Here is a 13,875-nt window from a genome sequence, read left to right as displayed (position 1 = left end):
AGCATAATGAGCCTATTAACCTTTCAACAGACCGGCTACTGGTACCAAGACAAATCACAGCCGCTGTTTCAGGATATAACGATCAGCTTTGAAAAAGGGAAGTTTTATACAATTCTCGGCGCCTCTGGGACGGGGAAAACAACGTTTCTGTCTCTGGCGGGCGGCCTTGATACACCTAAAGAGGGAAGCATCCTTTATAACGGAGAAGACATCTCCAAAATCGGATTAACCAAATTCAGAAATCAATATGTCTCTATCGTCTTTCAATCTTATCATCTGATCCCGTATATGACGGCGCTCCAGAATGTCACAACGGCGATGGAGATCACCGGCTCTAAGGAGAATAACAAAAATGCGTTCGCGCTCAGCATGCTAAAAAAAGTCGGCATCACCGAACAGCAGGCCCGTCAGCGGGTACTGACATTAAGCGGCGGACAGCAGCAGCGCGTTTCAATTGCGCGGGCTTTCTGCTGTGACACGGATTTGATTTGCGCGGACGAGCCGACGGGAAATCTCGACGAGGATACGTCAAAGGAAATCGTCCGGCTCTTTCAGGATCTGGCACATAAAGACGGCAAATGCGTCATCATGGTTACGCACGACGAACAAATTGCCAAAGTTTCGGATATCAACATCCGCTTATCAAGAGGAAGTTTCACGGTCAAAGAAAACGGCACGGCCGTTTCCTGATACCGCGCCCCTGCCAGCGCAGACAGGGGCGCACCCTATATCCCCCTATTCAATAGAAGTGAACGTAAAAAGAGCGAGGGCTGCATCCCCTCGCTCTTTTTATTTATATCAGCTGTAAATAACGGTCAATATTTGATTGTCCGGCTGCTTTGATCAATTCTTCCGCCTTTTCCTCTTCCCCCGGCAAAGCGAGCCGGAGTTTGTCTTCAATGTCTTTTTCAGAAAGGCCGTTTCCCGGCGCTCCCTTCGGACAGTCGATACGTGTTTCATAGACATGACCGCCGGAAGCCGTAACCCGCACAATTGTAAAACGGCCCTTCGGAACGGCGTTGTCAGCCGGCTGAATTTGGTCATCGCAGCTGCGGTGAATCCGCTCAAATCCTTTTTGAAGGGATTCCGGGATCGGCTCGGAAGTGAAATGTTCAACTGAAAAATCCTTACCGTGCAAAGCTAAGGTGATCACATATTCCACGCTGAATCTTCCCGCTTCGCCTGTTTTCGGACGCCGTTCTGTCAATGCGGCGTCCCCGCCCGGCGGATAAATCACGTCGATCCGTTCCGTTTGGCCGAAAGTGAGACCATGTTCGGCCTTCAGCTTGAGAATGGCGTCCGCCGCATGATGAGCCGCCGAGCAAAACGGATAAACCTTAAACCAAAGTCCCGGGCTCACAATCCGCCAAGGGTTTCCCCACCTGTTTACAAGCAGGGTTTCTGCCCGTTCAAGATCGCCGTACAGTCCGAAAAAACCTTTCTCCCCGTCGAGCGCATGAACTGAGCCGCCGAAACCGGCCTTTGCAAGCTTTACGGCGAACAATCCGGCTTGAGCGGCCAGTCCGGCGTGGAGCGGCTTCATTTCTGTCCCGAATTGCACTCTCATGCCTCCGGAACGGGCAGCCGCAAACCCGATTGCTTTCTGCAATTGGATTTGATTCAGATTCTCCGCGAATCCGACGGCGCATGCGGCCGCAATGGCACCTAACGTTCCTGTATTGTGCCAGCCTTTCTCGTAATGATGCCTTCCAGCTGACTCGCCGAGCCGCGCCATCACTTCGATTCCCGTCACATAAGCACCGAGAAAGCGGCTCTTGTCTATCCGGCCGGCTGATGCGGCTGCAATCAAAGCCGGAAGGATGACTGCGCTCGGATGTCCTCTTACATCAGAATGAACATCGTCAAAATCAAGCGCATGTGCGATGAATCCGTTAATGAGCGCGGATTGGGACGGCGTGGTTTTTTGATTTCTGCCGATAAGCGGCGCTATCGGCGCCCCGCCTTCTTCTTCGGCCAGTTTTACCAGCTTTTCAACTCCTTTATCCCGTCTCCCCGCAAAAGCTGCCGCTGTAAAATCAAGCAGTCCTTTGCGCGCTTCTTTCATCGCTTCAGCGGATGTTTCCGGCACAGACGACATGACGGCCTGAGCAAGCCCGGCCGTCAGATTTTCCGTATTCATTCCGTCTGCTCCAATACATTGACGGCAAGCCGGGCGAAAAATTCAGCCGCTGCCGGGAGCGCTTTTTCGTCGAGTGTGAAGGCGGGATGGTGCCATTCTTCCGTTCCGTTTGTTCCCATCCAGACGAAGAAGCCGGGGATTTTTTCTTGATATAACGCGAAGTCTTCGCCGCCCGGCGACTGTTCTGCCCGAACGGTTTGAAGCCCGAGATCTTCAGCCGTTTGTTCCGCCGCCTGTATGAAACGGGCGTCGTTCATCACTGACGGCAGGTAAGGAAACCAACGGAAATCGGCTTCTGCCCCGAATCCGGCCGCGATTCCTTCTGCAACCCGCTTCATATGTTGCGGAACAGCGTCACGCGCTTCCTTTTGAAACGTCCGGACGGTGCCTTCCATTTCAACATGGTCCGGGATGACATTCCAAGAGCTGCCGCCTTGAACTCTTGTGATGCTGACGACGGCATTGTGAAGCGAGCTGATATTTCTGCTGACAACCGATTGCAGGCCGCCGATAATCTGCCCTGCCGCCTGAATCGGATCAATGCTGTTATCAGGGATTCCGGCGTGGCCGCCTTTTCCTTTAACGGTGATTTCAAAGCGGTCGACACTCGCCATCAGCGGGCCTTCTTTCAGACCGACCGTGCCGACGGGGAGGTCAGGTTTGTTATGCATGCCGAATATCACCGATACACCGTCAAGCGCGCCGGCTTCAATGACCTGTCTTGCTCCGGCGGCGATTTCTTCCGCGGGCTGAAAAATAAACCGCACCGTTCCTTTCAGCTCATGCTTTCTCTCATTTAATAAAAAAGCCGTGCCGAGGATAGATGCCGTATGGAAATCATGGCCGCAGGCGTGCATCACGCCGCTGTTGCGCGAAGCAAACGGAAGGTTTGTTTTCTCTTCGATCGGCAATGCGTCGATGTCCGCTCTGACGGCGATGACGGGGCCGCTTTTGTCTCCTTTGATTTCAGCGATCACTCCGGTTTGAAGTTTCGGCATATCAAGAACCGTGATTCCTTCTTCCTCCAGCCAGCGGCGGATTTTATTCGTCGTTTCGAATTCCTCGCCTGACAGCTCAGGGTATTCATGAAGGTCGCGGCGGATATTGATTAAACGTTTGTTTAATGATTCATACGTTTCATTTGCCATTTCTTCTTCTTCCCTTCTTAGACAAGTTCGGCGGGCTCTCCCACTTGCTTAATGAATTTTTTCGTCCGTTCGTTCTGCGGATTGTCAAACAGCTCTTCCGGCGTTCCCTGTTCGATGATGCGTCCGTCTGCCATAAAAATAACTTTGTCGGCCACTTCACGAGCAAAAGCCATCTCATGCGTGACGATGATCATGGTTGTCTGTTTTTCGGCAATTGATTTGATGACTTGGAGCACCCCGGCTACAAGCTCAGGGTCAAGGGCCGAAGTCGGTTCATCCAGTAAAATCGCGTGAGGATCAACGGCCAAGGCGCGCGCAATCCCGATCCGCTGCTGCTGCCCGCCCGACATCGTAATCGGGTAGCTGTCCGCTTTGTGTTCTAAACCGACTTGCCGCAGCAGATCCATACCGATCTGTTCCGCTTCTTTTTTCGGTTTCTTTTGCGCGGTGATCAGCGCCTCTGTCACATTTTGCAGGGCGGTTTTGTTTTTGAACAGGTTGTAATTCTGAAACACCATCGCCGTCTGCTGGCGAAGCTTATGAACGTCTTTGCGCGAATAGGACACTGCATTCAGTTTTGCATCACCGATTTCAATGATGCCGTCATCCGGGCGCTCCAGCAGATTCAAACAACGGAGGAGCGTTGATTTTCCCGAGCCTGACGGGCCGATGATGGCCGTGACTTCGCCGCTTTTGATCTCAAGGTCGATCCCGTCAAGTACGGTAAGGTCTTTAAATGCTTTTCGAATATGTCTGACTTGTATCATCCTGAGCCTCCTCCTATGTGCGATAAGGCTTGCTGATCGCCCGTTCGAGCAGATCCTGCAGCACACTGTAAATAATCGTAAGAATCCAGTACATGACCGCGACGGCTAAATACGTCTCAAAATATTTGAGGTTGCCTGATGCGTACATTTTTCCTTGGGCGAACATTTCCATCACTCCTAATGTAAAGGCGAGCGATGTTTCCTTTAACAGGCCGATAAACGTATTTCCCGTCGCGGGAAGCGCGTTTCTGACGGCTTGCGGGAAAATGATCCGTCTGTACGCCTGGGATTTTGTCATTCCGACAGACAGACAGGCTTCAAGCTGCCCCTCATCGACTGAGTTGAGCGCCGCGCGGAAGATTTCAGCCAAGTAGGCGGCATTCTTCAGGCTTAACCCGATAATCGCCGCAGTTAACGCCGTCATCTTGCTCATTCCGGGAAAGAGCTGGGGCAGGCCGTAATAAATTAAGAAAAGCTGCACGAGCGTCGGCACGCCCCGAAAAAATGAAATATACACCTTTGACAGCTGGTGAAGCACAGGAACACGATTTTTTGTGATAAGCGCTAATATAAGGCCGCCGATCACGGCAAATACCATGGCCGCGACGGCCATTAGTAATGTGATCGGCAAGGCTTCGATTAACGCGGGAAAAGCTGAAAACATAAATCCCCAATCAATGCTGTTCATTCTCGATTTTCACCGCCGTTTCTTAATGCTTTGCTTCCGTTGTGATGTCTTCTTTAAAATACTTTTCAGACAGCTTTTTCAGCGTGCCTTCTTTTCGCAGGTCTTCAATGGCTTTGTTTACTTTTTTGCGGATTTTATCGTGAGCCGCATCTTTCGCAAACGGGAAAGCGACTTTTTCATAGACAATCGGGTCTCCTGCTAATTTCAGAGGCAGACCGGTCTTTTTGATCTGGGCGATCAGGACGCTGCGGCTGTTTACATAAGCGTCAACCCGTCCGTAAGCCACGTCTTTCAGCGTGCCTTCTTGTGTTTCATACGTTTTAATGTTGATTTTTTTATCCGGGTCCTTGCTCTCAAGGTTTTTCGCGTGGTTTGAGCCCAGAACGGCCGCCACTGTTTTTCCTTTTAGATCGTTGACTGATTTGATGTCTTTGTTATCGTTTTTGACGACGATTTGAGTGCCCGCATACGAATACGGTTCTGTGAAGTTATACGTTTTCTTGCGTTCGTCCGTGACAGCGACCTGGTTAGAGATGGTGTCGAGTTTGCCGGTCTGGAGCTCTCCCATCAGACCGCTGAATTCAAGCAGCTTCCAGTCCAGTTTCATGTTGATTTTTTTCGCGACGGCTTCCATGACATCCACGTCAAAGCCGGTCAGCTTGCCATTTTCTTTATATGCAAACGGATAGCTTTGTCCCGTGGCGCCTACATGCAGTACGTTATCGCCGCCTTCGTTTTCTTTTCCGTTTCCGCATGCTGATAAAACCGCCAAAAGCGCGGCAGACAGCAGCAAAGCCCATGTTTTCTTCTTCATTGAAATCCCGCCTTTTCCTATTAAAATGTTAATCCTGCAATTGTTTTTTTAAATAAATGGTGATGTGCCCTTTTCCTAAATCCTTTTCGCCTGCACGAACGTAGCCTTTCCGCTCGTACATGCCGATCAGCCACGGATGCTTGTCCGCTGTGCCCAGTGACACGAAAGGCGCTTTTAATGTATCGCGGAGCACTGTATTCTCCAGCCACTCCAGCATGTCTGAGCCCGTCCCTTTTTTTCCGGTTTCAGGATCGACGGCGAACCACCAAATATGAGGGACACCGTACGGCCCGGGATTCGGCCCCCACGGCATCCGCAGAGAAATCGTCGCCAGAATCCGTCCGTCTTCCTCCAAAACGTAACAGGCGTTTTTTTGTATGTTATTTAAAACGAGTTCTTTATCCGCCGTGGCAGCGGCAAAGTTGATGCCGAGCTTGCGGATCGGTTCATACGCCCGCAGTGTCAGTGAAAGCAGCTCATCAGCGTCTGCCTCCGTTGCGAGCCGGTATTGTCTTGACATGATGAGCCCTCCTTTAGTCGGCATATCGGTTTGCTGGTTTTTCCAGTCCGAAATGTTCTCTGAGCGTCGTTCCTTCATACTCTTTTCTGAACACGCCCCGTTCTTGTAAAATCGGAATCACTTTGTCTACAAAAAGAGTGAGACCTTCAGGCAAAAGCGGCGGCATGATGTTGAAACCGTCACAAGCTTGTTTTCCGACCCATTCTTCCATCTTATCGGCAAGCTGTTCTGGCGTTCCGACAAAGATATGATGGCCTCTTGAACCCGCCACATATTTGTACAGCTCGCGGATGGTCATGTTATCGCGTTTAGCCATCTCCTGAACGAGCTTGAACCGGCTTTTAACGGCATTCGACGCATCAGCATCCAATTCAGGCAGCGGGCCGTCAAGCGGGCAGGCGGAAAGGTCGACGCCGCCCAGATAGTTTTGCAGAATGTTCAGGCCGACAGACGGAATGATGAGGTCTTGGAGCTCTTCATATTTTGCCTGCGCTTCTTCTTCAGTATCGGCGATAACGGGAAAAATTCCCGGCATGATCGCGATTTTTTCAGGATCACGGCCGAAAGAAGCCGCTTGTTCTTTAATAGATTGATAGAATTCCTGCGCGGACTCCAAATGATTTTGCGCGGTGAAAATGACCTCCGCCGTTTTGGCGGCCAGCGCTTTTCCGTCTCCTGATGATCCGGCCTGAATAATGACCGGGCGCCCTTGTGGTGTGCGGGCGACATTTAACGGCCCTCTCACGGAGAAATATGTTCCTTTATGGTTCAATTCATGCATTTTGTCTTTATCGAAAAAAGCTCCTGATTCTTTGTCACGGATAAAGGCGTCTTCCTCCCACGAATCCCATAATCCTTTGACGACTTCAACGAATTCTTCCGCGCGCTGATATCTGAGATGGTGCTCAAGATGCTTTTCGCCGCTGAAATTAAGCGCGGTCGATTCAATCGAAGATGTGACGACATTCCAGCCCGCGCGGCCGTTGGAAAGATGATCAAGCGATGCAAATTGTCTCGCGATATGGAACGGTTCGCTGTATGTGGTAGATGCGGTCGCCGTCAGACCGATGCGGGATGTGACCTGAGCGAGCGCCGACAGCAGCGTAAACGGCTCAAAGCGCGTCAGCACATTCGGATGTGATTTGCCGTCTATTGATAAACTGTCCGCCAAAAACAGCATGTCCAATTTCCCCCGCTCAGCTGTTTTCGCCAGTTCTTTGAAATAATCCAAATTCATGCTCGCGTCCGCCGGTGCCTGAGGATGTCTCCAAGAAGCGACATGATGGCCGGTGCCGGCGAGAAACACACCGAGTTTGATTTCTTTTTTCTTTGTCATGATGGATCTCCTTCTATTCTGAAATACGGTTCGGAAAATATTAACACGACTAAACCTATATTTCCTAGTAATTTTATAAGAATAAATCAAAATGTACAATTGTCAGGCAAGTTTGTCAATGCATTAAGCCAAAAATCATGATATTTAAAAAACCCGGCGCACCGGCCGGGTTATTTCTTCGAAACGGTATAGACGGTCCCTTTGACCTTTTTCTTAATAACGGCAATGATAAGCAGCAAAACGGGGAACAGCACTTGAAACGGAAGATGAATATAGATCGGCACAATGTTTAAGCCTTCATTCATGTGTTCCGAAAAATTGCTTGCGATGCTGATGGAGAGAATCAGCACCCCCAATCCGACCGGGAAGGCCAGCTGGGACGGATTTTTTTCTTTAAACAGCGTGGACACGCCCACGACAACCGCATATGTAAAAAGGCTGACTTTGAAAAAACCGCCGATGACGAGCACGAGCATGAAAAAGACATCCAGCCGGTCTAAAAACTCTTCCACTTTAATTGTCTGTATGGTGCTCAGCAGCGGAAATTGAGAGCGGAGCATTAAGTTGACGTCCAGCACACAAATATTAATCGCCACTGACATCGCCAAAAACAGCCCGCTGATGATAATCGCCATAAATCCGGTTTTCTTCACCTTTTTCCGATCTTTTAAATAAGGGAAAATCATGACAAAAACGATTAATTCACCGAACGGGATGAACATCGTCTGTTTAAACACGGAATAAATGACCGTTCCTGCACCCTCCGCTAAAACGGGCTGGAGAAATCTGAGGTTTATCGTGCCTGAGCTGATAATGAGGATCAGCCCGACGGCTGTCAGGAAATACATAATACCAAACAGCAGCTCGCCGGCTCTCGCTATCACTTCAATTCCCTTTCTGACCGCAAATATCGCGGCGATCATCAGCATGGCATTCACAATTAAAATCGGCGTGTCCTGATAGGCGAAGGTGACCAGCATTTCGCCAAAATCCCGCAATACGCGGGCGGCGATATAAGCAAAATAGAGAATATAAAGAAGGGAGACCGCCCAGCTCAGATGTCTGCCGATCAGTTCGTTCATGTAATCTCTCGGAGAAGACTCAGGAAAAAATTGATACAGCGCCTGATAAACGCAGAAAAGTCCGAGACCGATAACGCACCCGAGAAGCACGGACAGCCATGCATCCCGCCCGGCCATCGTGCCCGGCGGGATCAATAACGAACTGCCCAATTCAAACAAAATGATCATAATAAACAGCTGACGCGTGCCGATTTTCGCATTTTCCATACGCTTCGCTCCTTTCTCCTCAAATCAATCATGCTCAAGCTTGTCTGAGAGAGGATTATTCCGCAAGCCCGTTCTTCTGATAATGACTTCCGTTTTGACATCTACGGGGAGATTGGGGAAATATTCTTCATCCCACTTCCCTTTGAACTTTTTCCATTTGTCTGGATGCTTCCGATAGATCAGGTCTCCGAAGCCGACGAAGTCATTCTTATGGGCTTTTATATCTTCAATCGATTTGGTGATATCTTTCTCAAGCTGTACGCTGAGCGCCTTTTGCATCGTCATCAGCACTTGCGGATCAGACAGATGGAAAGGGTATCTGACAGCGTCCACCAGCCCCTCGACCTGAGCATGCACGTGAATATGCGGTTTTCCGTTCGGAAAAGTGGCCGTCACCTTTGTATTCTGGCGGGTGACCTGCAGACTGATTGCGTGCTTCACGTTCTTCCAATCCGCATTGATGAACGTATGCTTGATCCTATTGAGAAGCCATACAGCCCCCACACTGTCGTCATCCTCAATCCAGTAATCCAGCCTCCCATCCTTTTTGAACACCGCCAGTCCGTCCGCTGACAGCACTGCTTTCGGTTCAGTTGTCTGCGTATTTTCCATCGTAGGACCGGCTTTATCGTCTCCGTGCATTTCATAACCAGGAATAAACGGCGACCCGGTCGGAGAAGCGAGATCAATCAGAACGTCCTGAAGGCTGGTTTTAATGACTCTGCCGTATTGTTCCTGCGTGAAGCTGAGCGTCTTGTTCACTTTATTGGAAGGGATTTTATCAATCGGCGTCAGCACTTTAATAATGTCTTCAGCCTTGCAATTATGCGCGATCACAACGGTTGCGGTCGTCCTGAATTCGGTGTCGCGGTCAAGATTGTCCAGAATAAAACTGAGCCCTTCCTCTTTCGCCAGTTTTTCACTGAACACCACGAGATTCGTATGCGCAAAATAGAGCCTTCTGGACACTTTCATCGAGCCTTTTCTCAAAGCTTCCGTCAAATTGTCTCCGGACACCGAATAGACGGAAACCGGAGGCCGGTCTCCCGCTCCGCCGCCCTGCAGACCGCCGGCCACGTTTCCCGGATTGATAATTTGAAAGTGAAGGACGTATTTTCCCGTTTCAGTCCGGTCAATACCGATGGCGGAGATCACCGCTAAATCGGTCAGCTCCCTTTTATCCCAGCATCCGGATACAAACATAAGGGAAACCATCGTACAAAGGATAAGCATCCATTTACGTCTTTTCATTACCGTCGCCCTCTTCTACATCTTTATTAACCATTCCTCTGGATGTCTCCGGTTTCGGTCTTTGATGTTCCCCTTGGCGCCTGTTGTTTTCCTGCACGAGCAGTCCCGGCCTTTTTTCATCCGCCCATAACGGAGCGCGGAGGAGAGAATCCTTCAGTCCGCCCGGGGTTAAAGGAGCGAGCGGGGACATATACGGAAATCCGAATGAACGCAGGCCGCACAGATGGACAAACATCATGATAATGCCCAGAATCAGCCCGTAAAATCCCATGACCGCCGCCGACAGAATAAAGAGAAACCGGATCAGGCGCGCAGATATCGCCATGTCAAAAGCCGGGGTCGCAAAGCTGGCAATCGCCGTCAGCGCGACGACGATAACCATGGCCGGGGAAACGATGCCGGCCTGTACGGCGGCCTGGCCGATGACAAGCGCTCCGACTATGGAAACGGCGGAGCCGACAACTCTCGGAAGCCGGACACCCGCCTCCCTGAGAATCTCAAAAGCCACTTCCATCGTCAGCGCTTCAATCACGGCCGGGAACGGCACCGTCTCCCGCTGGGCCGCGATGACAATCAGCAGCTGCGTCGGAATCATTTCCTGGTGAAAGGTCGTCGCCGCCACATAAATCCCCGGCGCCACCAGTGAAATGAAGAAGATCAAAACCCGCAGCACCCTGATGCTGGTGGCGATATCAAATCGTGAATAATAATCCTCAACCGATTGAAAAAATTGAATAAATAAGGCCGGCGCGAGGAGAACGAACGGCGTTCCGTCCACGATAATCGCAAATCGTCCTTCCAGCAGATTCCCCGCCACAACGTCCGGCCGCTCCGTATGATATACGGTGGGAAACACGGAAAACGGCGCGTCTTCAATGAGCTGTTCAATGTAGCCGGATTCCAGAATGCTGTCGATGTCAATGTGCTTCAGCCGCTTGCGGACTTCCTTAATCAGCTTTTTATCGCAAATTCCGTTAATATACATCAGCGCGACATCCGTATTCGTTTCGTGTCCGATCTCCATTTTTTCAACCCATACATCAGGCGTTTTTACATACCTGCGGATCATGGAAATATTGGTTTGCAGAGATTCAGTGAATCCCTGCCGCGGGCCGCGGAAAGAGACCTGAGTGCTCGGCTCTTGAATGGACCGGTGCTCTCCCCCTTCCGTGCTGGCGATCAGCGCCTTGTCAGCCCCGTCGACAAAAATGAGCGTGCTGCCCGCCACCAGCCCGGCATAAAGACTTTTCCACTTCTCTTCCTCTTTCACCCCGCCGATCGCAAGCGTTTTATCGTATATCAGGCAGACCGCTTGTTCCGGCTGAACGGACGGGATGTCGATTAAATCCTCCAGAAGGGATTGGCTGACAAGCTGTTCGTCTACCAAACCGGCGATATACACAATTGCGGCCGGAAGCTCTTCTTTTCCGATTTTCAGCCGGCGGATGACGACATCGGCACTGTTGCCGAACCTCTCAGACAGCTTCTTCATATTTTCTTTTAAGCTGAGGGAGATCGGCTCATCCCGCTCTTTGTCCGGCTGGCTGGCCGCTTCTTTTCTGTCTTCATTGTCACGGTCGTTTTGATCGGCTTTTTTTTGTTTCTTCTGCTTGAAAAATGGCGGCATATCGCAAAAAACCTTTCCTCGTTTTTTTCATATTCTTCCTGTAAGGCAAAAGATTATGCACGGCGGAAAGTCTGTATAAGTTTTGCGTAATCGAAAAGGATAAAAAGGGAGAGTGTTGCTCATGAAAATATTGGGAGTTTCATTTTTTTTGCTGGCTGCCTTGCTGGTGATTTCACTCGCGATGGATATGCTGCAAGGTTTCAGTTTCTATGGAGCGGTCCAAAACAACCTGTCCGCTTTTAAATTGACCACCTTCTCAGAATGGCTGATGCTGTTTTTATTCGCCCTCTTTTTAATCAGAGAAATGATCGCTTTATATAAATCAGGTAAAAAAGATGCCTGACAGGCGCACGGCTGTATTGTGTCAAAAAAGAACACATCCCTCCTTCTTTCGGAGTTCATGTGTTCTTTTTATTTTTCCGGCGCAGATTGTTTTCAGATGACGATATTTCCGCTTTCCGTATCTGTCGTGTGTTTCACAATGACGCCTCTGATTATGTGGTTGCCGATGATTTTGGTGCTTGCGGAGGAATTGGTTTGGATGGCGGAAGCAGAAGCGGCGGAAAGGTTGTTGATGGTATTGCCCGACACGAGGGAATTGGAGGCTCCGTTCAGATAGATGCCGATCGGGCTGCCCGCCGTTCGGTTGATCGTGAGCGTATTGTCTATGACTTCATGCGTGCCTGAGTTCAGATACACGGTAACGATAAGCGGTGATGATTCAAAGCGGTTGCTGATGACAGAGGTTCCCGAGGATGTTGAACTGAATACGGGATAGTTTTTATAGTTCTTAAAGAGATTGCCTTTGATGACAGCCCTGGCGTCATTTGTTACAGATACGGCATAGGACTCCGCGGCGCCCTGATACGCATTCGGAATGAGCGTATTTCCTTCAATAACGGCATTTCCGCCTGTGACCCATATGCCCCGGCTGAACGATGTCAGCACATTTTGTTTTACGGTGATATTGCCGGCCGACATGCTGATTCCGTCTGTCACCTGATTCAGAGTGTTATTCGTAAAAACGGCGTTTTCCGACAGCGTCGCCCGCATCCCCGTGCTTCGTCTCGTTTCGGAACGTCCGTTTTCAATGACATTGCCGTCAACGGTCACATCTTCTGCCTGATAGACGGAGATGCCCGTATTTTCAAATTGATTGATTTTGTTGTGGGTGACGAGGACGCTTTTTCCCCTTACATCTATTCCGGTGGAAAACCCGGTAATCAGATTGTTGGAAATGACGGCATTGCTGCTGTCCTGTCCTTGTGACACACCTTGTCCGGCGACTGCGGTTCTTGAGCCGCCGTCTGACCGAAAGAAGACATTCCCCGAAATGACGGTATGTGCCCCATACCCGTAGCTGATCGTGTTATCGGAATGATTTCCTTCAATTAACACATTATATCCGTTAAAATTGGTGACTGAGCTTGCGGCGTTGCCGGAGAAGAAGTTGTTGCGGACCGTAATATGAAGAGCTTCTTCATAATCAATATCGCCTTCTCCGTACGATTCAATATCGATTCCGAATTTCGGAGCCGTTCCGTTCCCTTGCCCGGCGTCTTCAATCACGCATTCTTCCACCGTAACGGTATGGCAGCCGGTGATTGAAATGTTGTTCCGCCTTGACTGCCTGATCTCACAGCGGCGGATGGTCACGTGTTCTGAAGTTTCGTAATCACTGTTTGTTTTTAACCCAAGCGGGCTGACAATTATGCCGTCTCCCGTAAAATCCGAAATCTTCACATTTTCGATCAGCACATTGCTGCTGCCTTCAATACAGATTCCAAACCCCCATTCATGGGTCGACCGCAAAGGGACATTGGTATACGTGTGTTCATCCCGTTCCCCGATGATCCGGCCGCCGGTGATGGTGACATTTTCACGCCTGCCTATATAGAAAGCCGAGTAGCCCCAGGAGCTGTTCGGCGCCACTTTAATCGTGCATTCCGGATCTAAAACGATGGTGAGATGGCTCGGCACGTTAATCCCGGCGTTCCGAAACGGCTGGCTTCTGTCCCCGCCAAGCGTGCCGTTGATTTTATACGTTCCGGGCGGAAAAAACACCGTATGACAGCCTTCGCTTACGGCCCTGGCCAAGCATTGATTGATGGCGCCCGTCACGTCGGTTTTTCCGTCTGCCGCCACACCGCAATCCGTAATATCCAATATACGATTCGGCAAGTAATAATCTCCTCCTTCCTCTCTTATTGTCATCTTATTCCGCTCTATCCCGCTCCGCCTGTACATACTTTAAATTTTATTAAAAAAGTTTATAAAGATAGTTTCGTCAGATAA

Annotated in this window: 13 protein-coding genes; 2 read left to right on the top strand and 11 right to left on the bottom strand. The window is 50.1% G+C overall.

The window, feature by feature from the left end:
* The first annotated feature begins 6 nt into the window (after positions 1-6).
* Positions 7-690: an ABC transporter ATP-binding protein gene (locus tag SB847_RS17160; RefSeq protein WP_410564623.1), complete on the top strand. Its 684-nt coding sequence runs from the start codon at positions 7-9 to the stop codon at positions 688-690.
* A 103-nt stretch (positions 691-793) separates the two neighbouring features.
* Here the strand turns inward: SB847_RS17160 and SB847_RS17155 are convergent, their stop codons facing one another.
* From SB847_RS17155 to gerKA, 10 genes are all read right to left on the bottom strand, one after another.
* Positions 794-2,140, bottom strand: coding sequence for an MmgE/PrpD family protein (locus tag SB847_RS17155; protein WP_410578176.1), 1,347 nt, complete (start codon positions 2,138-2,140; stop codon positions 794-796).
* Positions 2,137-3,288, bottom strand: a complete 1,152-nt coding sequence (locus tag SB847_RS17150; protein WP_410564619.1) for a M20 peptidase aminoacylase family protein — start codon at positions 3,286-3,288, stop codon at positions 2,137-2,139. Before SB847_RS17150 ends, SB847_RS17155 begins: the two co-directional genes overlap by 4 nt.
* A gap of 17 nt (positions 3,289-3,305) precedes the next feature.
* Positions 3,306-4,055 (bottom strand): amino acid ABC transporter ATP-binding protein, encoded by a 750-nt coding sequence (locus tag SB847_RS17145; protein ID WP_007609376.1) that lies wholly within the window; start codon positions 4,053-4,055, stop codon positions 3,306-3,308.
* A 13-nt stretch (positions 4,056-4,068) separates the two neighbouring features.
* Positions 4,069-4,743 carry an amino acid ABC transporter permease gene (locus tag SB847_RS17140; protein ID WP_007410261.1) on the bottom strand — a complete coding sequence of 225 codons (675 nt, stop codon included), beginning with the start codon at positions 4,741-4,743 and terminating at the stop codon, positions 4,069-4,071.
* Between the two features lie 22 nt (positions 4,744-4,765).
* Positions 4,766-5,557, bottom strand: a complete 792-nt coding sequence (locus tag SB847_RS17135; protein ID WP_410578174.1) for an amino acid ABC transporter substrate-binding protein — start codon at positions 5,555-5,557, stop codon at positions 4,766-4,768.
* A gap of 28 nt (positions 5,558-5,585) precedes the next feature.
* On the bottom strand, positions 5,586-6,077 hold the full coding sequence (locus tag SB847_RS17130; protein WP_003156352.1) for a GNAT family N-acetyltransferase: 492 nt from the start codon (positions 6,075-6,077) through the stop codon (positions 5,586-5,588).
* 13 nt (positions 6,078-6,090) lie between these two features.
* The gene (locus SB847_RS17125; protein ID WP_029326230.1) at positions 6,091-7,416 is read right to left on the bottom strand and encodes an LLM class flavin-dependent oxidoreductase; all 1,326 of its coding nucleotides are present in this window, start codon (positions 7,414-7,416) and stop codon (positions 6,091-6,093) included.
* A gap of 167 nt (positions 7,417-7,583) precedes the next feature.
* Complete coding sequence (gene gerKB, locus SB847_RS17120) at positions 7,584-8,702, bottom strand: endospore germination permease GerKB (RefSeq protein WP_101669985.1); 1,119 nt, start codon at positions 8,700-8,702, stop codon at positions 7,584-7,586.
* Between the two features lie 24 nt (positions 8,703-8,726).
* Positions 8,727-9,953: a Ger(x)C family spore germination protein gene (locus SB847_RS17115; RefSeq protein WP_082998966.1), complete on the bottom strand. Its 1,227-nt coding sequence runs from the start codon at positions 9,951-9,953 to the stop codon at positions 8,727-8,729.
* On the bottom strand, positions 9,940-11,580 hold the full coding sequence (gene gerKA / locus SB847_RS17110; RefSeq protein ID WP_101669984.1) for a spore germination protein GerKA: 1,641 nt from the start codon (positions 11,578-11,580) through the stop codon (positions 9,940-9,942). The genes SB847_RS17115 and gerKA overlap by 14 nt, the downstream gene beginning before the upstream one ends.
* A 121-nt stretch (positions 11,581-11,701) precedes the next feature.
* Here gerKA and SB847_RS17105 point away from each other — a divergent pair, with 121 nt between their 5' ends.
* On the top strand, positions 11,702-11,923 hold the full coding sequence (locus tag SB847_RS17105) for a YczF family membrane protein (protein WP_032872857.1): 222 nt from the start codon (positions 11,702-11,704) through the stop codon (positions 11,921-11,923).
* Positions 11,924-12,015: 92 nt separating this feature from the next.
* Here the strand turns inward: SB847_RS17105 and SB847_RS17100 are convergent, their stop codons facing one another.
* Positions 12,016-13,761 carry a right-handed parallel beta-helix repeat-containing protein gene (locus tag SB847_RS17100; RefSeq protein WP_101669983.1) on the bottom strand — a complete coding sequence of 582 codons (1,746 nt, stop codon included), beginning with the start codon at positions 13,759-13,761 and terminating at the stop codon, positions 12,016-12,018.
* Positions 13,762-13,875 lie beyond the last annotated feature (114 nt).

Origin of the sequence: Bacillus sp. SIMBA_026 (assembly GCF_046535335.1) — a bacterium.
Lineage (GTDB): Bacteria > Bacillota > Bacilli > Bacillales > Bacillaceae > Bacillus > Bacillus velezensis.
This window is presented reverse-complemented; position numbering and strand designations above follow the sequence as displayed.